The 22,758-nt window shown below is 64.8% G+C and carries 19 protein-coding genes; 4 read left to right on the top strand and 15 right to left on the bottom strand.

Features of this window, described 5'->3' with window-relative positions:
* Positions 1–14: 14 nt before the first annotated feature.
* The 7 genes from QM797_RS09145 to QM797_RS09115 form a co-directional block, all read right to left on the bottom strand.
* Positions 15–815: a LytR/AlgR family response regulator transcription factor gene (locus QM797_RS09145; protein ID WP_283275027.1), complete on the bottom strand. Its 801-nt coding sequence runs from the start codon at positions 813–815 to the stop codon at positions 15–17.
* Positions 812–1,984 carry a sensor histidine kinase gene (locus QM797_RS09140; protein WP_283275026.1) on the bottom strand — a complete coding sequence of 391 codons (1,173 nt, stop codon included), beginning with the start codon at positions 1,982–1,984 and terminating at the stop codon, positions 812–814. Before QM797_RS09140 ends, QM797_RS09145 begins: the two co-directional genes overlap by 4 nt.
* Positions 1,981–3,162: an alpha/beta hydrolase family protein gene (locus tag QM797_RS09135; protein WP_283275024.1), complete on the bottom strand. Its 1,182-nt coding sequence runs from the start codon at positions 3,160–3,162 to the stop codon at positions 1,981–1,983. Before QM797_RS09135 ends, QM797_RS09140 begins: the two co-directional genes overlap by 4 nt.
* A 28-nt stretch (positions 3,163–3,190) precedes the next feature.
* On the bottom strand, positions 3,191–4,819 hold the full coding sequence (locus QM797_RS09130) for a Na+/H+ antiporter (RefSeq protein WP_283275021.1): 1,629 nt from the start codon (positions 4,817–4,819) through the stop codon (positions 3,191–3,193).
* 78 nt (positions 4,820–4,897) lie between these two features.
* Positions 4,898–5,086: an antitoxin gene (locus QM797_RS09125; protein ID WP_283275019.1), complete on the bottom strand. Its 189-nt coding sequence runs from the start codon at positions 5,084–5,086 to the stop codon at positions 4,898–4,900.
* Between the two features lie 43 nt (positions 5,087–5,129).
* Entirely contained in the window at positions 5,130–7,526 is a 2,397-nt protein-coding gene (locus QM797_RS09120) for an HAD-IC family P-type ATPase (RefSeq protein WP_283275018.1), read from the bottom strand.
* 23 nt (positions 7,527–7,549) lie between these two features.
* Positions 7,550–8,665 (bottom strand): MBL fold metallo-hydrolase, encoded by a 1,116-nt coding sequence (locus QM797_RS09115; RefSeq protein WP_283275017.1) that lies wholly within the window; start codon positions 8,663–8,665, stop codon positions 7,550–7,552.
* A 93-nt stretch (positions 8,666–8,758) separates the two neighbouring features.
* On the opposite strand from QM797_RS09115, the gene htpG reads away from it, so the two are divergent.
* Positions 8,759–10,684 carry a molecular chaperone HtpG gene (gene htpG, locus QM797_RS09110; protein ID WP_283275016.1) on the top strand — a complete coding sequence of 642 codons (1,926 nt, stop codon included), beginning with the start codon at positions 8,759–8,761 and terminating at the stop codon, positions 10,682–10,684.
* A gap of 63 nt (positions 10,685–10,747) precedes the next feature.
* On the opposite strand, the gene QM797_RS09105 is transcribed toward htpG, so the two are convergent.
* Entirely contained in the window at positions 10,748–12,394 is a 1,647-nt protein-coding gene (locus QM797_RS09105) for a purine-cytosine permease family protein (RefSeq protein ID WP_283275015.1), read from the bottom strand.
* 113 nt (positions 12,395–12,507) lie between these two features.
* Positions 12,508–13,083, bottom strand: coding sequence for an RNA polymerase sigma factor ShbA (shbA, locus tag QM797_RS09100; protein WP_283275013.1), 576 nt, complete (start codon positions 13,081–13,083; stop codon positions 12,508–12,510).
* 198 nt (positions 13,084–13,281) lie between these two features.
* Between shbA and QM797_RS09095 the strand changes: the two genes are divergently transcribed.
* Positions 13,282–14,229, top strand: coding sequence for an alpha/beta fold hydrolase (locus QM797_RS09095; protein ID WP_283275011.1), 948 nt, complete (start codon positions 13,282–13,284; stop codon positions 14,227–14,229).
* Between the two features lie 68 nt (positions 14,230–14,297).
* Here the strand turns inward: QM797_RS09095 and QM797_RS09090 are convergent, their stop codons facing one another.
* The 3 genes from QM797_RS09090 to QM797_RS09080 form a co-directional block, all read right to left on the bottom strand.
* Complete coding sequence (locus tag QM797_RS09090) at positions 14,298–14,972, bottom strand: DUF8020 domain-containing protein (protein WP_283275009.1); 675 nt, start codon at positions 14,970–14,972, stop codon at positions 14,298–14,300.
* 192 nt (positions 14,973–15,164) lie between these two features.
* Positions 15,165–16,499: an ammonium transporter gene (locus tag QM797_RS09085; protein ID WP_283275008.1), complete on the bottom strand. Its 1,335-nt coding sequence runs from the start codon at positions 16,497–16,499 to the stop codon at positions 15,165–15,167.
* Entirely contained in the window at positions 16,496–17,227 is a 732-nt protein-coding gene (locus QM797_RS09080) for an enoyl-CoA hydratase (RefSeq protein WP_283275007.1), read from the bottom strand. Before QM797_RS09080 ends, QM797_RS09085 begins: the two co-directional genes overlap by 4 nt.
* A 65-nt stretch (positions 17,228–17,292) precedes the next feature.
* Between QM797_RS09080 and QM797_RS09075 the strand changes: the two genes are divergently transcribed.
* The gene (locus QM797_RS09075; protein WP_502942304.1) at positions 17,293–18,357 is read left to right on the top strand and encodes a flavin-containing monooxygenase; all 1,065 of its coding nucleotides are present in this window, start codon (positions 17,293–17,295) and stop codon (positions 18,355–18,357) included.
* Here the strand turns inward: QM797_RS09075 and QM797_RS09070 are convergent.
* Both QM797_RS09070 and QM797_RS09065 read right to left on the bottom strand, forming a co-directional pair.
* Positions 18,354–19,175 carry a uroporphyrinogen-III synthase gene (locus tag QM797_RS09070; RefSeq protein WP_283275005.1) on the bottom strand — a complete coding sequence of 274 codons (822 nt, stop codon included), beginning with the start codon at positions 19,173–19,175 and terminating at the stop codon, positions 18,354–18,356. The two genes, QM797_RS09075 and QM797_RS09070, sit on opposite strands and share 4 nt — an antisense overlap.
* Positions 19,176–19,215: 40 nt before the next feature.
* Positions 19,216–20,064, bottom strand: a complete 849-nt coding sequence (locus QM797_RS09065) for an aldo/keto reductase (RefSeq protein ID WP_283275004.1) — start codon at positions 20,062–20,064, stop codon at positions 19,216–19,218.
* A 55-nt stretch (positions 20,065–20,119) separates the two neighbouring features.
* On the opposite strand from QM797_RS09065, the gene QM797_RS09060 reads away from it, so the two are divergent.
* Positions 20,120–21,751 carry an ABC-F family ATP-binding cassette domain-containing protein gene (locus tag QM797_RS09060; RefSeq protein WP_283275003.1) on the top strand — a complete coding sequence of 544 codons (1,632 nt, stop codon included), beginning with the start codon at positions 20,120–20,122 and terminating at the stop codon, positions 21,749–21,751.
* Positions 21,752–21,815: 64 nt separating this feature from the next.
* Here QM797_RS09060 and QM797_RS09055 read toward each other — a convergent pair whose 3' ends face one another.
* A complete protein-coding gene (locus QM797_RS09055) occupies positions 21,816–22,682 on the bottom strand; it encodes an alpha/beta fold hydrolase (protein WP_283275002.1) in 867 nt (288 codons plus the stop codon).
* Positions 22,683–22,758 lie beyond the last annotated feature (76 nt).

Here is a 22,758-nt window from a genome sequence, read left to right as displayed (position 1 = left end):
CCGCGCACCCCTGATCATCGCGACGACCACGATTGCAGCGGCCCGCGGACCAGTCTGTCCTTGAGCTCCCTGGCGTGCCTGCGGCTCACCGGCAACTCGCAGGCGGCCAGATCACCACTTCCACGCACGCACACCACCAGACCCGAACCGACGCTACGGATTCCCGTCACCAGTCGCAGCGAGACCAGATAGGAGCGGTGTACCCGTAGGAATCCCGAATCGGCCCAGCGACTTTCGAGTGCCGAGATCGGTATCCGCACGAGATGAGAGCCAGTACCGGTATGCAATCTGGCGTAGTCACCGTCGGCCTCGACCCATGCGACCGAGGACCGATGCACCAACGTGGTGGTTCCGCCGAGTTCGACCGGAATGACCTCGTCGGCTGAGGTGTCGGCGGACTGCACCGGTCGACGGCGGGCAACCAGGACGCGTCGAACCGCCTCGGCGAGCCGATCCTCACGCAGTGGCTTGAGCAGATAGTCCACGGCACCCAGATCGTATGCGGCGAGGGCCCGATCGTCGTGGGCGGTGACGAACACGACGGCGGGTGGCCGCGCGAACGCCGACAGAATGCCGGCCAGCTCGAGTCCGTCGAGGCCGGGCATATTGATGTCGAGAAACACGGCATCGACAACCGGTTGTGCGGAGGACTGCTGGAGCTGCCGCAATGCGGTGGTCGCGTCCTGCGCGGTGAACACCTCGGCGACGGCATCCTGCTCGCGTAGCAGGAAGGCGAGTTCGTCCAACGCGGGGCGCTCGTCGTCCACCGCGAGCACGACCAATCCGCGTCCGCCCGTGGTTTCGGCCTGCGTCATGCCCGCACACCCGGCCTGAATTTCGGCACGCGCATGCTCACCTTGGTGCCTGCGCCCGGTGCGGTGTCCACGACGAGACCGTAGTCGTTTCCGAAGGCCGCCCGCAGCCGATCGTCCACGTTCGCCAATCCGACATGAGCCGCGTCCTCGGTGTGCAGGCTGCCCGACCGCAGCACCTCGGGGTCCATCCCCACGCCGTCGTCCTCGATGCTGATCACCGCGTCGGTGCCCTCGTCGGCGGCGATGATCGTCACGCGGCCGCCGTCGGCCTTGCCGGACAGACCGTGCCGAACGGCATTCTCGACGAGCGGCTGCAGCGCGAGGAACGGCAGCGCAACCCCCAACACCTCGGGCGCGACCTGCAACGAGACCTGCAAAGAATCACCGAAGCGAGCACGCTCGAGCGTCAGGTACCGGTCGATGTTGCGAAGTTCGTCCGCGAGCACGGTGAACTCGCCGGCATTGCGGAACGAATATCGAGTGAAATCGGCGAACTCGAGCACCAGTTCCCGGGCCCGATCGGGATCGGTACGGACGAACGACGCGATGGTGCCCAGTGCGTTGTAGATGAAGTGCGGGCTGATCTGCGCCCGGAGCGCCCGCACCTCGGCGCGGTCCAACCGAGCCCTCGACGCATCGAGTTCGGCGAGCTCGATCTGCCCACACGCGTAGCGAGCGACCTCGGCGATGGCACCGAGCACGCCCGGTCCCGGCTCGTCGACCATGGCCGCACCCAACACCCCGACCACCGGCGAATCGTCGACTACCAGCGGCTGCGCCACCAGCGCCTTCACCGGGTGGATCGAACCGAGCGGCAGACGCACCAACACTCGCCGCTGCCCGTCCACGGCTCGATTCGCCGCCTCCACGAACGCCGGTGTCAGCTCCTCCCACGGACCGTCCCAGGCCAGCAGGGAACCGTCGGGATCGCAGATACCCAGTGCGTCCGCCCCGGTCAGTACCCGCAGATGAGGCGCCGCGACCGATGCAGAACGGGCGTCGAGACCGTCGCGCAGCGGCTTGGCCGCCAGCGATGCGGTGTGCAGGGTGGAGTGCACGGCTCGTTCGGCCGGTGTGGTCAGATCACGTCGACCACGCAGGCTGATGACTGCGATCACCGTGACGATCAGCGCCACGATCACCGCCAGCCAGGCCAAGGCCGCCGTCATGGCACGCACGTACTCGAAGTCGGTACGTTCAGGAATCGTTCGACGAGCCAGTCGACGCCGATGCCGTTGGCCGCCAGATCGGCATGCCCCTGCTGCGGTTCGGAGCGCAACTCGACGTCGTCGCCCAACGCGCAGGCTTTCGTCGCGGCGGCACGCGTCCACTGCGGATCGATCAGGTCGTCCCGCTCGCCGATCAGTACCAACAAAGGGACCTCGGTGCGAGACTTCGGCAACGCCACCGATGCAAGCCAGTCCGACATTCGGTTCGCCGCCTGGTCCGTGGCCGGGAGTGCGTCGGCCGGATCGATGACGGCTCCGGCGTCGGCTTTGGAGAAGCCGAGCAGATCGCTGCACGCCGTCAGTGCAGTCACGTTGTCTGCGAACGATCCGCGAATGTAGTCCGAGCGGTCGACGCTCGATTCCACCGCGTGCAGACCCTCTACGAGGTACGGCACCAGCAACTGGCGCGCCAAGGTCTGTTCGGTCTCGGGTGCGAAGAATCGAGTGGCATCGGCCACCGGAGAGAGCGCCGCGGCACCCACCAACTGCAAGCCGTCACCGTAGTCGGCATTGCGTTCGGCAGCGGCCCAGACTGCTTGTCCACCTTGAGAAGTACCTACCGCGCCCCACCGGGTGCCGACGTCGGGCACCACGTTGCGGGCCGCTCGAACCGCGTCGATGACGTCGTAGGCGGCGGCGTCTCGGTCGAGGTAGGCCGGATCCCCTGGTGTGCCGAGCCCCTGGTAGTCGGTCACCACCACCACGGTGCCGCGCTCGAGGAACGGCGTCACCAATCCGACGGTGCCCAACAGATTCGGGTAGAGCGAGGGTGCGCATTCGTCGGTGACGCCGGTGGTGCCGTGCCCCACCGACACGATCGGCCAGCCGCCCGCAGGCGCAGAACCTCTGGGCACGAACACCGTTCCCGACGTCTCGGTACCGCCACCGCTCACCCCGTCGGTGGTGCGGTAGACGATCTTGAAGGCCGTCCCGCCGAGGTACGCGACGCCGATGTCGACCTGGCCCAGCTGCATCGCCGACACGATAGCGCCGCGCTCGGAGCCCTCGGGCGCAGCAATCGCTGCCGGGACGGACGGTTCGGGTGGCACCACCGGCGCGCTGCAGGCGGACAGTGCGAACGCCAGTGCCGCGGCCGCCACCAACCCGCTCGACCTCACTGTCTCTGCGCTCCTACATTGCGTTCGTCTACATCGTGCGTCGTTCGATGCGGGCTTCGGCCGCAATCTCTTCCACGTCCAGACCATTCAACACTGCGCGCAGAGCTTCGTCGTCCAACTCCCCCGAGTCCCGGGCGGCGACCAGCGCCGCCCGCTGCGCGACCAGCACGTTGTGCCGCAGGGTATCGAACAGCGCTCCGGCCGCGGCGATTCGCTTCTCTCGATCCTCGGTCTCGTCCGCGTCCAACCGTGCCCGTACCGAACGGCGAACACGCGAGATCACCTCGCTTACCCGATCGCTGTCGACCCCCTCGATTCCGTCCTTCGCAGCACGCTCGAGGTAGGTCTCGGCGGCGGTGCGGGCGATGGCCTGCGAAAGCAATCGCTGATTGTCGGTGCGTTGCTGCTCGAGTGGATCGGCGACGTCGAGTCGGCGGATCAGCAGCGGAAGCGTCAAGCCCTGCAGCAGCAACGTTCCGACCGCGACGACGAATGCGACGGCCTGAATCACAGCGCGACCGGGGAATTCGTCCCCCACCACCGTCGTCAACGGCACACCGGCGGCCGCGGCAAGCGTCACCACTCCGCGCATACCTGCCCACGAGAGCACCAGGTTCTGCTGCCAGCTCAGACCGGTCTCGCGTGGCGCCTTTCGCCGAAACAGTCTGCGAAACAACATGTGTCGACCCGAATTGACGAAAATCCAGGCAGGACGGACAGCCATGACCACTACGAGCACCACCAGCGCATACCCGAATACATGATGGACCGGCAACCCCTCGCGTTGCACTTCCTCGATCACGAATTTCAGCTGTAAACCCATGTAGGCGAACACGAATGCCTCGAGGAGCAGATCCAGCGTCGGCCACACCTGACGTTCCTGGACCCGAGTGGTGACCGAGACGTCTGCGGTGATGCGGCCCAACACGAAGCCGGCGGTGACAACGGCAAGGACACCGGAGGCGTGAATTTCCTCCGCCGCCAGATAGGCCGCGAACGGCAGCACGAGACCGAGCACTGTCTCGAGGGCCGAATCTGCGATGCGCTTGCGGATGAACCGGACGATGCGCGACAGGACCAGCCCGACCAGAACGCCCCCGACGATCTCGTATCCGAAGAACAACACCGGTGAACCCAGTTCGATGCGGCTACCCGTCACCGACGCCACGGCCAGGGTGAACAGGGTCAACGCGGCCGCGTCGTTCACCAGGCTCTCCCCGGTCAGGATGGCCATCATTCTCGCGGGGAGGCCGAGCTTGCGGCCGACGGAGATCGCAGACACCGCATCGGGTGGGGCCACAACGGCACCGAGCACCAGGGCCGCACCGAGCGTCAGTTCGGGAATCAGCAGATTCGCGAACCAGCCCACGGCGACCGTCGTCACGATCACCATGACCAGTCCGAGCCGAAGAATCTGGCCGAGGTTCCGCCGGAAGGTGACGAACGAGAAGTCGAGCGCGGCCGAGTAGAGCAGCGGCGGAAGCACCACGCCGAGGATCAGCTGGGGCGAGAGACTGACATGCGGAACGCCGGGAACGAAGGACGCGATGGACCCGACGGTGACCAGAACGAGCGGGACCTGTAGGTCCAGACGCTTGGCGAAACCGGCGACGGCAATCGCGAAGATGACTACGAGAAGAAGAATCGGTCCGTCCACCGAGACGATTGTGCCGTCAGCCGCACACTACGGCGCGACCGACGGCCGCAACGACGAGCTCCGGACGACCGATAGGTCCTACTTGTCCAGAATTGCCTTCTTGGCTGCTTCCTGGACCTTGTCGATTTTGTCGGAGTACTTGCCGCCGGTCTTGTTGTCGATGAAGTCCCCCGCCTTCTCTACGACGTCGTCGATCTTGTCCGAGTTCTCGGCCGCAAGGTCCTTGCCCTTGTCGACGATGCCCTTCAGATTGTCTGCGAAGCCCATGACTCTCTCCTACCTTCTGGGTTGAAACCGAACACTGGCCAGCTTACGTTTTGTGCTGCCTGTTGCGCAGTGTTGTTCCGATCCGGTGGGCGACCTCGACGAGCGCGATACCGATTCCGCCGATGATCAGTGCACTGGTGGTGGCTCCGATGTTGGACGGGTCGAGTTTGAAGAAGCTACGGCAGAACGGGATTGCGAACAGCAACAGGTAGCCGCCGACCGATCCGGAGAGCAGCAGGATCTTCCACCAGTTGTAGGGCCGTGCGACAACGGCCAACACCCACAGCGCGATCATGATCAGGGTGATCAGTGCGGTCGTGCTGGCCTGCGTCACCTGAAACTCGGTGGCGTTCGGGCCCGCGTACACCAGCAGGTAGGAGACGAACGTGCACGAGCCGACGATCAGTCCGGACGGGACGGCCAGCCGCATCACCCGTGAGACGAACCCGCTGCGCGCTCGCTCGTTGTTGGGCGCAAGCGAGAGCACGAACGCCGGAATGCCGATGGTGAACCACGCCGCGATCGTCACGTGCCGCGGTAGGAACGGATACGGAATCGGCTCGAAGTGGAAGATCTGCGACAGCACGCCCGAGAGCCCGATGAGAAACGCCAACAGCACCGAATACACGGTCTTGGTGAGGAACAGGTTGGAGACTCGCTCGATGTTGCCGATGACGCGTCGCCCCTCCCCCACGACGTAGGGCAGAGTGGCGAACTTGTTGTCCAACAACACGATCTGCGCGACGGCTCGCGTCGCCGCACTTCCCGAACCCATCGAGACGCCGATATCGGCGTCCTTGAGCGCGAGGACGTCGTTGACGCCGTCGCCGGTCATCGCGACCGTGTGGCCACGAGATTGCAACGCGCCTACCATCGCCCGCTTCTGATCGGGCCGGACGCGGCCGAACGTGGTGGAACTCGCAAGAGCGTCGGCCAACTGCTCCGAGTCCTCGGGCAGCTCTCGCGCGTCGATCGGGGCGTCGCCGCCGGGTAGGCCGAGTGATCCGGCGACCGCACCGACCGAGACGGCATTGTCACCGGAGATCACCTTCACCTGTACGTGCTGACTTGCGAAGTAGTCCAACGTCTCTCGGGCGTCCTCGCGAACCTTCTGCTCGAGAATCACCAGCGCTCGCGGGGTGACGACACCGGGTGCATCCGGGGCGTCGACCGGGATGTCACTGCTGGCGAGCAGCAATACCCGCAGGCCTTTCGATCCTGTGGATTCGGCGAGTCGAGCCGTCTCGGAGCCTGGGTCGAGCAGTACGTCCGGAGCACCGAGGAGCCAGTTTCCGTGCTCGCCGTACGACAGCCCACTCCACTTCTTGGCCGAGGAGAACGGGGCGACGGCCGTCTGCGTCCACCCGGGAGCGTCCGGATACGCCTCGCCCACGGCCTGCACACTGGCATTGGGCCGCGGATCGTTGTTCGCCAGAGACGCGAGAGCTGCTGAGACGGAATCGGAGTCGTGCTCATCGATGAGCACCAACTCGGACAGACGCATACCGTTCTCGGTCAGGGTGCCGGTCTTGTCGGCACACACCACGTCGACACGGGCGAGTCCTTCGATCGCCGGCAGCTCCTGCACCAGGCATTGCCGTTGACCGAGCCGAATCACACCCACCGCGAACGCGATCGAGGTCATCAGTACCAGGCCCTCGGGGACCATCGGAACGAGCGCGGCCACCATGCCGTTGAGGGCCGGCTTCAAAGCCTGCCCGCTGGAGAACAATTGGTTGTAGATGATCAGCGCACCGGCCGGAATCATCAGGTACGTGATGAACTTCAAGATCTTGTCGATACCGCTACGCAGCTCGGACTTGACCAGGGTGAACTTGCTGGCCTCCTCGGCGAGCTTGGCCGCGTAGGCATCGCGCCCCACCTTCGTCGCGCGATACGCACCGCTGCCCGCGACCACAAAGCTGCCCGAAAGTACTTGCGCTGCCTGAAGTTTGTGCACCGCGTCAGCTTCACCGGTGAGCAGCGACTCGTCGATCTCGAGGCTCGCGGTCTCGATCACCTCGCCGTCGACGACGATCTGATCACCGGGCCCCAGTTCGACGACGTCGCCGAGAACGACCTCGTCGGGCGGAATCTGTTGCGAGACACCGTCGCGTCGCACCTGAGGCTTGTTCTGACCGACGATCGCCAGCCGATCCAGCGTGCGCTTGGCGCGAATCTCCTGAATGATGCCGATGCCGCTGTTCGCGACGATCAACAGCCCGAACATTCCGTCGATCACCGAACCCGTCGAGAGCACGATGATCAACAGCACACCGAGAATCGCGTTGATGCGGGTGAACACGTTGCCACGGACGATGTCGCGGACAGACCGACTGGCCCGCGCCGGCACATCGTTGGACTTGCCCTCGGCCCTGAGCCTGGCGACATCCGCCTGGGTCAGCCCGGAATCACGCTGCGCATCGGCGTCGATAGACATGCGTGCAGCTTAATGGGGTTCGGTCAGCCCAGCCGAGCCCACCAACGATCGTCGTGCAGGGTTCGCGTGCCGTCTATTCGCTGGCCCGGCATCGGCACCGCCACCTGCACTCCGACGTCCTGCGCGGCGGCGTGCAGGCGCACGATCGGCTCGGACCACGGGTGAAAAGCCAGGTTGAACGTCGCCCAGTGAATAGGCACGAAGATGCCCGACGCCGTCAGATCGATGTGCGCCGTGACCGCTTCCTCGGGGTTCATGTGGATGTCGGGCCACCGCACGTCGTAGGCCCCGACGGGAAGCAGCGTCAGATCGAACGGTCCGTAGTTGCTGCCGATCTCCGCGAACTTCGGTGTGTAGCCGGTGTCGCCACCGAAGAAGACCCGACGAATCGGACCGGCGAAGGCCCAGGACGCCCACTGCGTCGAGTCCCGGGTCAGACCGCGGCCCGAGAAGTGCCGAGCTTCGGTGCAGGTGACGGTGAGGCCGCCGATGCTCGTCTGCTCGTCCCAGTCCAATTCGATGATGCGATCTTCGGGCACCCGCCACTTGCGCAGATGCGCCCCGATTCCCAGCGGCACCACGAACGGGGCCGACTGCGCGGCGGCCAGCTTCTGCACGGTCGCCTTGTCGAGATGGTCGTAATGGTCGTGGGAGATCACGATGGCGTCGACCGTCGGCAGATCTCTCAACTCGACCGGCGTCGGATGCAACCGCGCCGGCCCCACCACCGAGGACGGGGAGACGCGATTGCTCCACACCGGATCGGCGAGAACGCGATAGCCGTCGACCTCGATGAGCACACTCGAATGTCCGTACCAGGTGACCGCAAGCTCACCCGCATCCACGGGAGCGATCGGCGGTGCCAACGGAATCGGGCGTTGGGGCCTGCCCTTGCCGCGGTCGGTGACGAGCGAGACGAGCATGTTCTGCTGCCCCTTCTCGCCGCGCCCCGGCACGTAGCTGGAACTGGGGTCGGAGTTGTGGAACCGGCGATCGCGATACCGCGGAGACCCGGCCGCGTAAGGAGTGATCTGCGCCCGTCGGGCACCGATGGCCGACGGCAGACCCCACAGCGCACGCGCCAACCATGCCCCGCTGATCGCTGCCGTGGCTCCCAGTACGAACTTCGTCTTCGTCACGTCACCACAGTAGGCGGCGCCGACGTCTTCGCAGCTCACCCGTAGCCTTGCCCTAGAATGCTCGCGTCGGTTTTGCTGCTAGAAGGGGAGACATTGAGTACCGAACAGCTCGAATTCCAGGCGGAGACGCGTCAGCTCCTGGATCTGATGGTGCACTCCATCTACTCCAACAAGGACAGCTTTCTCCGTGAACTGATCTCGAACTCCTCGGACGCGCTGGACAAGCTGCGCCTGGAGTCGTACCGCAACAAGGACCTGGACGTCGACGTCTCGGATCTGCACATCGAGATCGACATCGACTCCGCGGCCCGCACCCTCACCATCCGCGACAACGGCATCGGCATGTCGCGCGCGGAGGTCATCGACCTGATCGGCACGCTGGCGAAGTCCGGCACCGCCGAGGTGCGCAAGAAGCTCAAGGAAGCCAAGGATGCAGCTGCTTCCGAGGAACTGATCGGCCAGTTCGGCATCGGCTTCTACTCCACGTTCATGGTGGCCGAGAAGGTCACGCTGCTCACCCGCAAGGCCGGCGAGAGCACTGCCACCAAGTGGGAGTCCACCGGCGAGGGCACCTACGAGATCACCGACGTCGACGACGCGCCGCAGGGCTCCTCGGTGACGCTGGCGCTCAAGCCCGCCGACGAGGAAGACCACCTCCACGACTACGCGTCCGAACGCAAGATCAAGGAACTGGTCAAGAAGTACTCCGACTTCATCGCCTGGCCCATTCGCATCGACGTCGAGAAGCGCGTCAAGAGTGAAGAGGAAGGCGGCGAGGACACCGTCACGATCGAGACGGAGACGATCAACTCGCAGAAGGCGCTGTGGACTCGCTCCAAGGACGAGGTGTCCGAGGAGGAGTACAAGGAGTTCTACAAGCACGTCAGCCATGCCTGGGACGAGCCGCTCGAGGTCATCCCGTTCAAGGCCGAGGGCACGTTCGAATACCAAGCGCTGCTGTTCATTCCGTCGCAGGCACCGTTCGACCTGTTCATGCGCGAGAGCAAGGCGGGCGTGCACTTGTACGTCAAGCGCGTGTTCATCATGGACGACTCGCAGGAACTGCTGCCCGAGTACCTGCGGTTCGTCAAGGGTGTCGTCGACGCAGCGGACCTCTCGCTCAACGTCTCTCGTGAAATCCTGCAGCAGGATCGGCAGATTCGCGCGATCCGTCGCAGGTTGACGCGCAAGGTGCTCTCGACGGTCAAGGAACTGCAGAGCGAGCAGCCCGACAAGTACAAGACCTTGTGGTCGCAGTTCGGCACGGTCCTCAAGGAGGGCCTGATCTCCGACAACGACAACCGCGAAACCCTGTTGGGCATCGCGTCGTTCGCGTCCACGAACTCCGAGGAGGGCGTCACCACTCTCGCCGAGTACGTGGACCGGATGAAGGACGGCCAGCAGCAGATCTACTACATGACGGGCGAATCGCGTCAGCAGATCGAGAGCTCGCCGCACATGGAGGCGTTCAAGGCTCGCGGGCTCGAGGTGCTGCTGCTCACCGATTCTGTCGACGAGGTGTGGGTCGGCAACGTCACCGACTTCGACGGAAAGTCGTTCCAGTCCATCGCCAAAGGCGAGGTGGATCTCGACACGGAAGAGGAGAAGAAGGAGTCCGAGGCCAAGCGGGAGGAGCAGGACAAGGAATTCGCAGACTTGCTGACCTGGCTCACCGAGACCCTCGGCGAGGACGTGAAGGAGGTACGTCTGTCGACGCGACTGACGACGTCACCGGCCTGCGTCGTCGGCGACGAATTCAGCTTCTCCCCGCAGCTCGAGAAGATGTACAAGGCCTCGGGCCAGTTCGTGCCGACCTCCAAGCGGATCCTCGAACTCAACCCCACCCATGATCTGGTGACGGGATTGAAGAAGGCCCGCGAGGATCGCAGCGATGACCCGCACCTCGCCGAGACTGCCGAATTGCTCTACGCGACGGCCTTGTTGGCCGAAGGCACCGAGCTCAAGGATCCGGCGAAGTTCTCTCGCTTGCTTGCTGATCGGTTGACGCGCACCATCTGAGCGGCTTCGCCGCATGTGAGTGGAACTTCGTAGCCTGCTACGAAGTTCCACTCACACGATGATTCACTGCGGGGGCAGGATGTGCTCCCCCGTCTTGTCGGTGCTCAGCGACAGTGAACTGATGTACTGCTTCTCTCCGTTGGGCCCGGGCACGTTCGACGCGATCATGTCGGGTCGCTCGAACTCCATGCCGCTGACGTGGCACAGCAGGGTGACGTCGGTCGGATTCCCGTGCTCGTCGAACATCGGAATATCGATACCGTCATCGGTGCGTCGCAGGTAGTACTTGCCCTTGGTCGCCACTGCCAGGATGGGCGGAAGTACCAGAGCGAGAACGAGAGCCACGATCGGTGAGTACGGCTTGATGGCCGGTCCGAATGCGCCGAAGAACACCAGAATCGATAGGATCGCCGACGCCGCCATGGATCCGAAACCGACCGGGTTGATGTTGTAGAGCATGCCGCGTCGGAACTCGGGCACCTTGGGTGAGAGCTTGAGGATGTACTTGTTGAACACGATGTCCGAGGCCACGACGGCAATCCATGCGATACCGCAGTTGGCGTAGAAGCCGAGGATGTTGTTGAGGAAGCTGAACATGTTGGCTTCCATCAGGACCAGCGCGATCGCGAGGTTGAAGAGCACGAAGACCATGCGGCCCGGGTAGGTCTTGGTGATGCGGGTGTAGGAGTTGGTCCACGCCAGCGATCCGGAATACGCGTTGGTGACGTTGATCTTGATCTGGCTGATGACGACCAGGATCACCGCGAGCGTCATGGCGAGCCAGCCGGGCATGAAGTTCTCGTAGATTTCCAGGAACTGGTGCACCGGCTCGTTGGCGATGGTGGATCCGTCGACGACGTTGGCGATCAGGTACACGGCGAGGAAGAGGCCGACGACCTGCTTGAGTGCACCGAAGATCACCCAGCCCGGTCCGGCGAGTATGACTGCGGTCCACCAGCGCCGCTTGTTCTCCGGTGTCTTGGGCGGCATGAACCGGAGGTAGTCGATCTGCTCGGCGATCTGGGCGATGAGCGAGAGGCAGACGCCTGCAGCCAACATCACCGAGCCGAGGTTGACACCCTTACCTGCCTCGCCATCGGCTCCGCCGTAGGCCATGAACTGCCCGACCGAGTCGGGATTGCTGACCACCAGGTACACGAACGGCAGCACCATCAGCACCAGCCACAGCGGAGTGGTCCAGACCTGAAGCTTGGCAAGGGCTTTCATGCCGTAGATGACCAGCGGGATGACCATGATCGTGGAGACCGCGTAGCCGATGGGCAGCGGAATGTTCAGTCCCAGTTCGAGTCCCTGCGCCATGATCGAGCCCTCGAGCGCGAAGAAGATGAAGGTGAACGTCGCGAAGATGACGTTGGTGACCACCGAGCCGTAGTAGCCGAATCCGCTTCCCCGCGTGATCAGGTCGAGGTCGATGTTGTATCGAGCAGCATAGTATGCGAGCGGAAGCCCGGTCAGGAAGATCACGACCGCGAAAACCAGGATGCCCCAGAGTGCGTTGCCGGTTCCGTAGGAGATTCCGATGTTGGCACCGATGGCGAAGTCCGCGAGATACGCGATGCCGCCGAGCGCGGACGTCGCGACAACACCGGTTCCCCATTTACGGTAGCTACGCGGCGCAAAGCGCAGCGTGTAGTCCTCGAGCGTCTCTTTCAGCGCGGTGTCTGTCGGCGCAGGCTGTACGGCGGTCATGGATCAGTAACGTAGAACCACCAAGTTGCCGGAGTGTCTTGCGTTGATGTAGCTGGTGTTACTCATTCCGGCGTTTCGGACATTCGCTGCTGAGACCCGCCGTCGACGCCGTATCAGGCGGCCGCGCGGGCGTCCAGCAGCGAGAAGTTCGACAGTTCGGCACGAAGCATGTTCATAGCCCGATGCTGGGCCACCCGCACGGCTCCGGCCGTCATTCCGAGGGCAGCACCGGTTTGCGGTGCCGTCAGACCCCACACCACTCGCATCAGAATGATCTTGCGATACTTCGTCGGCAGGGTGTCCATCAGAGCCTCCGCGTGACTGCGCAGTTCGCCGCCGAGAGCGAGCTGCTCCGGCCCGGCATCCTGCGACTGCTCTTCGGGCATTTCGTCGATGGAAAACGTCTGTCGAAGTACCGATTTACGCGCGGCGTCGGCCAACTTGTGAGCCGCTATTCCGTACACGAAGGCCATGAAGGGCTTGCCCATGTCGCGGTACTTGGGAATGGCGGTGACCAAGGCGAGGCATACGTCCTGCACCACATCGTCGGCGGCGACGTCGAGATTGCCGATTCGGGCGGCGCAATATCTGCGTACCGGCGGCTGGATCAGTACGAGCACCTGCTCGAGGGCGGTTCTATCTCCCGCGACGGCCTGCGGTACTACCTCGTCGAGCCTGTCCACGCCCATGGCCGATCTCCTCACTGGCAACGCGCGCCCTCACCTGAACGCTCATGAGTGCTTCGGCGCAGATTCCCGCTCGGCTTGGTCGCATCGGCTACCACATCCGAAGTAAATGTGATTCAAGTAACACGGCGTGTCGTGAGAGCGAAGTACCGGGCAACAACCGAAGTCGCAGCACGTGACCCTCACACCCGCGGAGCGCACATGAACACCAGCGAGCAGGCCAATCAGGTCGGGCGCCGCAGCACCGTCGCTACCGGCGATGGCACTGCGCTGGCGGTTCGTGAATTCGGATGTCCAAATGCGCCTCTGACCGCGGTATTCGTGCACGGGCACTGCCTGCGCATGCAGTCGTGGACCGACCTGCGCCGGCAGGTGGAACACACGTGGGGAGACGGCGTCCGAATCGTCATGTACGACCACCGCGGTCATGGGGAATCGAGTGCGGCCGCGCCGGAGAGCTGCACCATCGATCAGCTCGGTGAGGACCTGGCCGACGTGATCCGCGCTGTCGTCCCGGTGGGGCCGTTCGTCGTGATCGGACACTCGATGGGCGGCATGACGGCGCTCTCCTACGCGCGTCAGTACCCGGACGCCATCGGCTCGCGCCTGGTAGGGGTCGGGTTGATCGCAACGTCCGCGGGCGGGATCACCGACGACGGGCTCGGCAGTTGCCTCGCGCATCCGGCCGTGTCGGCGTTTCAGGCAGCTGTTCGACGCGCCCCTCGACTGATGTCGGGTGCCAAGAGGCTCAGTCGCGGAGTGTGCGCCCCAATCGTCAGGACGGCGGGATGCGGCTCCCACAAAGTCAGCCCGCGGGTGGTCACGCTGGCGACGGCCATGCTCGGCGATACGTCGATCGTGACGATGGCAGCGTTCCTCGGGGCGTTCCGCGGTCTCGACGAAGTGGCCGGTCTGGCGGCACTGGCCTCGATTCCCACTCTGGTGCTGTGCGGCTCGGACGATCTGATGACGCCGATGCGACACTCGGAAACCCTCGCCTCCCACCTTCCCGACGCGCGGTTGGTGCGCGTCGCGCAGGCCGGACACATGGTGATTCTCGAACGAGCACACGAGGTGGCGGACGCCATCGTCGAACTCGTCACGGCAGCCCGACGGGCTCACGTGGGGGATCTCGCTCTGGCACGCTAGTACCTTTCGACGACTGTGGCCCGCACCGGATATCCGATGCGGGCCACAGCACTGTTGTCGAGGCGGTGTTACTTCTTGACTGCGGGCGGAGCGTTGAGGAGCTGGACGAACGGTGCGGCGTTGCTGGCGATAGCGGACAGGCCACCCACAGCGGTGCCGGCGAGCGACGCGGTCGAGCCGAGAAGCAACGCGCCACCGATGCAGCCTGCAATGGTTCCCGGTCCGAACAGCACAACCGTCGGAGCCGAAACTACGCCCATCGCAATTGCTCCGAGGACACATCCGCCCACGAGACCGGTTGCAGCGCCGAGGAATCCGCCGACCGAAGCAGACAGCGCGAGGTTGTCCTTGACGCCCGCGACTGCGGCGGGCAGGTCGACCTGCTGCAGGCCGGGGAGGGTGGTGGAGAGCGGGGTTGCCGCGGCAGGCGAGACATCAGCGGTCAGGGTGGCGTGGTTACCGTCGATCACGGCGGCGACGGGGTGCGAGAATCCGTCGGCGGCAATGGCCAGCGGAACCGAGTCGACCAGTGCGCCATTGGCGTCACGGACCACGAGGTGGTTGTCTTCGTTGCTCAGGGTGCCGGCCGTCGTGTCGACGAGGACCTGGTTGCCGGCCTGGGTGACGTTCCACCCGACGGCAGCGGCGGGAGCCGGTGCCGGATCCGCGTAGGCGGTGCCCATGGCGGTCGTCATCGCTGCAATGACCAATGCGGACGTTGCCGCGAATCGAGTCAGCTTCATGTTCCTCTGTCTTTCGTCGTGTCCATCTCTCGATACCGAGCAGCGAAAAACTATGGGCACAACAAGCGAGTAGAGCGAACCGAAGATGAACGAACGGGGTCGAACCGAACAACGATCGATCGCATCAACCCGAAAGGGACAGAACGACTTTCAGCGACCGATCGGTTCGTAAAGGGCGTGTACGGGTTGTCCCTACTTACCGAAAAGGCCAGGCTTGTTGCTGCCTCCGTGGCCCACCCCGAAGTCGTAGGCGGACTCGGCGTGCTCGTGCTCGTCGAGGCCGTCGGCTTCGTGCTGCGCGTCGGCGCGCACGCCCATGACCGCCTTGATCGCGAACGCGATGCCGGTGGTGACCACCGCGCAGTAGACGAACACCGCCACCACCGCGATCGCCTGCACCCCCAGCTGATGCAGGCCGCCGCCGTAGAACAGCCCGTCCACACCCGCCGGCATCTGCGCACTGGCCACGAGCCCGATCATCAGCGTGCCGACGATGCCACCGACGAGATGCACGCCGACGACGTCGAGTGAATCGTCGTAGCCGAAGCGGTATTTGAGGCCGATGGCCAGAGCACACAGAGCACCCGACGCGATGCCGATTGCCGCGGCACCTATCGGGGTGACCGCCGCGCACGACGGTGTGATGGCCACCAGACCGGCCACGACACCCGAGGCTGCGCCGAACGATGTGGCGTGACCGTCCCGCCACTTCTCGACGACGAGCCACGCCGCCATGGACATCGCTCCAGCACCCATAGTGTTCACCAGGGCCACTGCGGCGACGCCGTCCGCGGCCAACGACGATCCCGCGTTGAAGCCGAACCAGCCGAACCACAGCAACCCGGCACCGAGCATGACCGCCGGAAGGTTGTGGGGGCGCATGGGATCTCGCGGCCAGCCACGACGCTTGCCGACTACGAGCGCGAGCACCAGCCCGGCAACTCCGGCGTTGATCTCTACGGCCGTGCCGCCGGCGAAGTCGATCGCGCCGAGCTTGTTGGTCAACCATCCGCCGAACTCACTGGTGAGCCCGTCGAGCGAGAACACCCAGTGCGCCACCGGAAAATACACCAGAGTGGACCACAACGCCGCGAACAGCACCCATGGAACGAACCGCATCCGGTCTGCGACAGCACCGGAAATCAACGCCACCGTCACCATGGCGAACCCCGCTTGGAACGCCGCGAACACCAGTGCCGGAACGGTTCCCACCAACGGAATCGACACCGCTCCCCCGGCCGAGGTGTACACCCCGCCCAACAGACCCTCGAAACCGGCGTACTGCAACGGGTTTCCGATCCACCCGCCGATCACGTTGTCGCCGAACACCATCGAGAACCCGAACGCCAACCACAACAGCCACACCACGGCGATGGCCGACAGGCTCATCATCATCATGTTGAGCACACTCTTCGAGCGCACCATGCCGCCGTAGAAGAAGGCCAGGCCGGGCGTCATCAGCAAGACCAGCGCGGTGCTGGCCAGCAGCCATGCGGTATCGCCCGCATCGGGCGCGCCGGAGATCACCTGCCCACGAACTTCGGTGCGCGCTTCTCGGATCGGGCGCGGCGCGCTTCCTTCATGTCCTCACTGCTCCACGCGGCCTCGAACGCCGCATGCTGCTCCGGCGTCGGATCATCGTGTATCTCATCGTCGTTGAACACGAGCTTGAGATGACGCAAAGACAGCGGAGCGAGCTCGGTGATCGACTCGGCCCACTTCATCGCCGCATCGACGTCACCGAGTTTGTTCGCCAACCCGCAGGTGAAGGCCTGCTCGGCATACACCCGCTCCCCGCCGAGCAGAATCGTGCGGGCAACTCCCCCGCCTGCGAGCGCAGCCAACCGCCGGATGGTCCAGTTGCTCACCGCGATACCCAGCCGCGTCGACGGAATCTCGAAAAAAGCGTCAGGCGCGACCACACGCAGATCGCAGGCGATCGCCAACTGGGTGCCTGCCCCCACAGCCGGGCCGTTGATCGCCGCGACCACCGGAATCGACACGGACTCGACGGCGATCAACATCTCCTCGAGGATCTGCCCGAACGATTCCGGAAACGCATCCCCCGTCAGATCCGCACCCGCGCAGAAGCTGGTGCCCTGACCGGTGATGACGAGAACCCGCGCCCCCTCACGCTCGGCCTGTTCCACACCGTGGCGCACCGCAAGACACAGCTCCGTGTTCAACGCATTGCGTCGATCCGGGCGCTGCAATTCGAGAGTGACGACATCGCCGTCACGAGAGAGTCCGATCACGAGTGCAGAGGTTACCGACCAGTACCGGTTTTACCTACTGGGTGGCTGATCTACTGGTAGCCGTGATCGACACTCGAGTTGCCGTCATCGGCGCGGGGCAGGCCGGACTCTCGGCCGGCTACCACCTCCGCCGAGCGGGCCTGGACGCAGGCGCAGGCTTCGTGATGCTGGACAGCGCCCCCGGCCCCGGCGGCGCCTGGCAATTCCGGTGGCCTTCGCTGACGCTGAGCACCGTCAACGGGGTACACGACCTGCCCGGCATGACCTTCGCCGAAACGCTGGGTGACGAGCCGGCCGAGTCTGTTCCGGCCGCCGACGCCGTCCCCCGCTACTACCGCGAGTACGAGGAACGCTTCGAACTGCATGTTCGACGCCCCGTCACGGTCACCGTCGTGTGCGATCGCGAACCTCTCTTCCGGGTCGAGGCCGGCGAGACGGTCGTCATGGCCGAGGGATTGATCAACGCCACCGGAACGTGGGAGAGGCCCTTCGTACCGCATTACGACGGAGCCGAGACGTTCACCGGCAGGCAAGTGCACACGAAGGATTACCGGACGGCCGACGAGTTCGCCGGCAAGCACGTCGTGGTGGTGGGCGGCGGGATCTCGGCCGTCCAGCTCCTGGACGAGATTTCCCAGGTGACGACCACAACATGGGTGACGCGCCGACCACCGGTGTTCCGGGACGGCGAGTTCGATCAGAATGCCGGACGCACGGCCGTGGCGATGGTCGAAGAGCGGGTGCGGGCGGGCCTGCCACCCGGCTCGGTCGTGTCGGTGACCGGGCTGCTGCTGACGCCGTCGTTGGCCGCTGCACGGCAGCGCGGCGCGCTCGAGCGCAAGCCGATGTTCTCGCGGATCACCGCAGATTCGGTGGTGTGGGACGACGGATCGAGCCAACAAGCGGACGTGATTCTGTGGGCCACCGGTTTTCGCAGCGCACTCGACGACCTGGCTCCTCTGCGCTTGCGCGGGCACGGTGGAGGAATCGTCATGGACGGCCGACTCGCCACTCGAGTGGCAGCCAACCATCGCGTCCACTTGCTCGGCTACGGGCCGTCCGCCAGCACGATCGGAGCCAACCGCGCCGGACGAGCTGCGGTGACGGAGCTGCTCGAAACGCTGGGCTAGGAGAGCTGCTCGGTCACGAACTTCGCCAGCGCGCCCAATCGCGCCCGGCTCGGCATCGAGGTCGGGACGCCCAACGCGTCCAACGGGGCCGACGTCACCGGCCCCACGCAGATCGCGGCGACGGGGCCTCGAAGCGCGTCCAGGAACGCGTCGAGCAGGCCGTTGTCCTTCGCGGTCGAGAGCAGGGACGCGACGGCGGGGGCGCTGGTGAACGTCACCGCGTCCACCCGATGGTCGATGATCTGCTCCAGCAAGTCGATGAGCGGGGCCTGATCCACGGGACGGATCCAGCGGTACACCGGGATCGGTCGGACATGTGCGCCGAGCTCGCTCAACGCGTCGCTCAGGTGAATCGTCGGTTCCCACTCGGTGATGACCCCGTGCAGCTGAACCGCGACGTCCACTCCGGAAACACCTTCGGCGGCAAGATGATCGGATACTTCCTGCGAGGCCTCGGTGGCCGGCGACCACTCTTCACGAAGCCCCGTGCCGCGAATTGCTCCGCGCGCCTTGGGACCTCGGGCAATGATTCGCGTGTGCCCCAGTGCGGTCAGAAGGTCTTCGCGCATACCCCAGTCGGCGGCCGCATCGAGCCAGCCCCGAAAACCGATGCCGGTACTGATCACGACGATCTGCGGTGGAAGCTCGACTATGCCCTCCGTGGCCGACTTCAACTCGGAGTCGTCGATCAGGGGCAGAACGTGAATCGCCGCGGCGTGAACGATGTTCGCGCCGCGGCGTTCGAGCATGGTGGCCAATTCGTCCGCGCGCCGCTCGGCGGTGAGGGCAACGGTCTTGCCGTCGAGCGGTTCCGACATGGGTACAGACTAGGCCCCCGACGTGCCTGGAACTGACAGGTCAGCTGCTGAACTTGTCCGGGTCCGGGCCGGTGCGGCCGTCGGCGGAGTCCAGTGCATTGATCTGCTGAATTTCGTCGTTGCTGAGCTCGAACCCGAACACGTCGAAGTTGCTCGCGATGCGCTCCGGGGTGACGGACTTGGGGATCACGACGTTGCCGAGCTGGATGTGCCAGCGCAGGATCACCTGCGCCGGAGTGACTCCGTGCGCCTCGGCGATGGGTGTGAAGGCCGGATCGTCCAGCACGGTGCCGGAGCCGAGCGGGCTCCAGGCCTCGGTGGCGATGCCCTTCGAGGTGTGGAAAGCGCGCAGCTCTTCCTGAATCAGACGCGGATGCAGCTCGATCTGGTTGACCGACGGCGTCTCGCCGACCGCGTCGATCAGCTTCTCGAGGGTGGGAATGGTGAAGTTGGAGACGCCGATCGAACCGATGCGGCCATCGGCCTTGAGCTTCTGGAAAGCCTTGAAGGTATCGATGTACTTGTCGCGATCGAGCTGCTGCCAGTGAATGAGGTACAGGTCGAGGTATTCGAGTCCGAGGCGATCCATGCTCGCGTCGAACGCCTGCAGGGTGGAGTCGTAGCCCTGATCGTCGTTCCACAACTTGGTGGTGATGAACAGCTCGTCGCGGGCAATGCCGGACTCCGCGATCGCCTTGCCGGTGCCGGCCTCGTTCTCGTACACCTTGGCGGTGTCGATGCTGCGGTACCCGACCTTCAGCGCCTCGGCCACTGCGGCCTGGGCACCGTCGTCGGGAACCTGCCATACACCGAACCCGAGCTGGGGGATGGACGTGCCGTCGTTGAGCACGATGGTCGGGACAGTACTGGTCTCGGCTGAATACGTCATACGAATGGCAACGGTGGGTGGGGTGGTGTTGTTCCCGCCCCCTATGGTTTCGGGTGTGACTGCCACCTTGCGCATCGACGATCTCGCCGCTTTTCACGGCGATCGGACTCTGTTCTCCGGCCTCGACCTGACGGTGACCGAGGGCGATGTGATCGGGCTCGTCGGCGCGAACGGCGCGGGCAAGTCGACGTTGTTGACGCTGCTCGCCGGAGTGGGGACGGCCGATCACGAGGGTGAGATCTACACGAGCCCACCCGACGCGACCGTCGGCTATCTGGCGCAGGAGCCCGAACGGATCGCCGGGGAAACGGTGCTGGACTTTCTCGGTCGGCGGACTGGAGTCACGGCGGCCGAATCCACGATGAACGAGGCCGCCGAGGCTCTTGGTTCGAGTGACGAGGACCTCTACACCCCGGCACTGGAGAAGTGGCTGGCGCTCGGCGGCGCGGATCTGGCGGAGCGAACGGCGAAGGTGCTGGCGGACCTGGGCCTCGAGGTCGACGGCAGCGCCCTCATGACCGACCTGTCGGGTGGGCAGGCTGCGCGCGCCGGTCTCGCCGCGATTCTGCTCGCCCGTTACGACATTCTTCTGCTCGACGAGCCCACCAACGATCTCGATCTGGCAGGCCTCGAGCAACTCGAGCAGTTCGTCGTCGCGACGCGGGCGGCGATAGTCGTCGTCAGTCACGATCGCGAGTTTCTGGCGCGGACGGTGACAGGCGTTGTCGAGCTCGATCGAGCGCAGCGTCGCATCGATGTGTACGACGGCAGCTACCAGTCCTATCTGGCGGAACGCGAGATTGCGCGCCAGCATGCGCGGGAGAAGTACGACGAGTTCGCAGACACCAAGTCGACGTTGGAGTCTCGGGCGCAGATGCAGCGGAACTGGATGGAGTCGGGCGTGCGCAATGCACGTCGGAAGGCCACCGACAACGACAAGATCGCTCGCAAGACCCGCGCCGAGTCGACCGAGAAGCAGGCCGCCAAAGCTCGTCAGACACAGCGCCGCATCGAGCGACTCGAAGTAGTCGAGGAACCCCGCAAGGAATGGGAACTGCGAATGGAAATCGCGGCGGCTCCTCGCAGCGGCACCGTCGTGTCGGTGTTGGGCGGTGCTCTCGTGCAGCGATCCGGGTTCACGTTCGGACCGGTGACGACGCAGATCGAGTGGGGTGATCGAATTCTGATCACTGGCCCGAACGGCTCCGGCAAGACGACGCTGCTGTCGGTACTGCTGGGCAGGCTCAGCCCGGACGAGGGCACGGCCTCACTGGGATCCGGTGTCGCCGTCGGTGAAATCGACCAGGCGCGAACGCATTTCGTCGGCGAGGGGACGGTGTCCGGCGCGTTGAGCGCGGCAGTTCCCGAGTGGCCCGATGCCGAGGTCCGCACCCTGTTGGCGAAGTTCGGACTGCGCGGCGACGATGCACTGCGGCCCGCATCGTCGCTCTCGCCCGGTGAGCGAACCCGCGCCGCACTCGCTCTACTGCAGGCCCGTGGCGTAAATCTGCTGGTGTTGGACGAGCCGACCAACCACCTCGACCTGCCCGCCATCGAGCAACTCGAACGCGCGATGGAGAACTTCGAGGGAACGTTGTTGCTGGTGACCCACGACCGCAGAATGCTCGACACCGTTCGCAGCACTCGTCACTGGACGATGGCCGACGGACAGCTGTCGGAGTTGTAGTCGCGGTGATCTAAATCGAGTGCAGCTGACCGCGGTGAGCGCGGTCAGCTGCACCCGATTCACGTCAGCTCAGCAAAATCGCGTTCACCTCGGCTGCGGGATGTATCGGCAACGTGTGATGTGTGGCTCCGCCGAGTATCACGGTTCTCGCTGCAGGCAGTGCAGTTCGGACTGCCGCCTCGATGCGAGCGGCGTTGTGCACCTTGCCCTTCCCTGCCAGCACCACTGTGGTCGCGACACCGAAGTTCTCGAAGGCAGCAGGCTTCGGCCGTTTCGGCACGATGGTCTTGGTCGTCGGGGCGTGCGCGGCTCCCAGAGCAAGTGTGTCGAGCCAATCCGAATCCAGCTGCGCGCCATCGGTTTCCCATCGAACGAAGCTACGCTGCCGCTTCTCGTTGGGAGACAGCAGTATCGGCAGGGCATGAAGCAGGTACCGCGGACTCATGGAGCCGAAGCAGGAATTGGGATCGAGTAGCGTCAGCGCATCGACGCGGTTCTCGTGACGCAGCGCGTATGCCAGAGCGATCATCGCGCCGTAGGAGTGGCCGCAGAGCGCCGCGGTTGGCAGGTTCAACTCGTCGAAGACGGCCGACAACCAACCCAACAGCTCCTCGACAGAGTCGATGGCACGGTCACCTGGGTCGTTCCGCAGGCTCCACTCCTGCCCACCGGGCACGCTCCGACCGACGTCGCCCATCAGGTCCACCGCGTACACCCGATAGTGCCGTGCGAGCGCGTCGACATTGGCGAACCAGACGGTCGACGTCGCTCCCGCGCCCGGTAGCAGCACCAACGCCGGACCATCAACCGGTCCGCAGGCGTTGACCCGCGTGGTCCCGTGCGGGGTGTTCACATTCATCACCTCGACCTCGACCGGCCACTTCTGCAGAACTCGGTCGTACGCGGCATAGAACTCGTCGACTGTCGACATCTCCGGCCCCTTAATCTCTCGATGATCGAGATAGTAGACAATGAAGAGACTTCGCGTCCAGCATCTCCCGAGGGGT

Origin of the sequence: Rhodococcus sp. IEGM 1381, assembly GCF_030056795.1 — a bacterium.
Lineage (GTDB): Bacteria > Actinomycetota > Actinomycetes > Mycobacteriales > Mycobacteriaceae > Rhodococcoides.
This window is presented reverse-complemented; position numbering and strand designations above follow the sequence as displayed.

Excerpts from the sequence above, each read along its gene's own strand:
- QM797_RS09055 (WP_283275002.1), bottom strand. The coding sequence starts at position 22,682 with ATGTCGACAGTCGACGAGTTCTATGCCGCGTACGACCGAGTTCTGCAG.
- QM797_RS09070 (WP_283275005.1), bottom strand. The coding sequence starts at position 19,175 with ATGTCGGAACCGCTCGACGGCAAGACCGTTGCCCTCACCGCCGAGCGG.
- QM797_RS09065 (WP_283275004.1), bottom strand. The coding sequence starts at position 20,064 with ATGACGTATTCAGCCGAGACCAGTACTGTCCCGACCATCGTGCTCAAC.
- QM797_RS09145 (WP_283275027.1), bottom strand. The coding sequence starts at position 815 with ATGACGCAGGCCGAAACCACGGGCGGACGCGGATTGGTCGTGCTCGCG.
- QM797_RS09105 (WP_283275015.1), bottom strand. The coding sequence starts at position 12,394 with ATGACCGCCGTACAGCCTGCGCCGACAGACACCGCGCTGAAAGAGACG.
- QM797_RS09125 (WP_283275019.1), bottom strand. The coding sequence starts at position 5,086 with ATGGGCTTCGCAGACAATCTGAAGGGCATCGTCGACAAGGGCAAGGAC.
- QM797_RS09095 (WP_283275011.1), top strand. The coding sequence starts at position 13,282 with ATGAACACCAGCGAGCAGGCCAATCAGGTCGGGCGCCGCAGCACCGTC.
- QM797_RS09140 (WP_283275026.1), bottom strand. The coding sequence starts at position 1,984 with ATGACGGCGGCCTTGGCCTGGCTGGCGGTGATCGTGGCGCTGATCGTC.
- QM797_RS09120 (WP_283275018.1), bottom strand. The coding sequence starts at position 7,526 with ATGTCTATCGACGCCGATGCGCAGCGTGATTCCGGGCTGACCCAGGCG.
- shbA (WP_283275013.1), bottom strand. The coding sequence starts at position 13,083 with ATGGGCGTGGACAGGCTCGACGAGGTAGTACCGCAGGCCGTCGCGGGA.
- QM797_RS09090 (WP_283275009.1), bottom strand. The coding sequence starts at position 14,972 with ATGAAGCTGACTCGATTCGCGGCAACGTCCGCATTGGTCATTGCAGCG.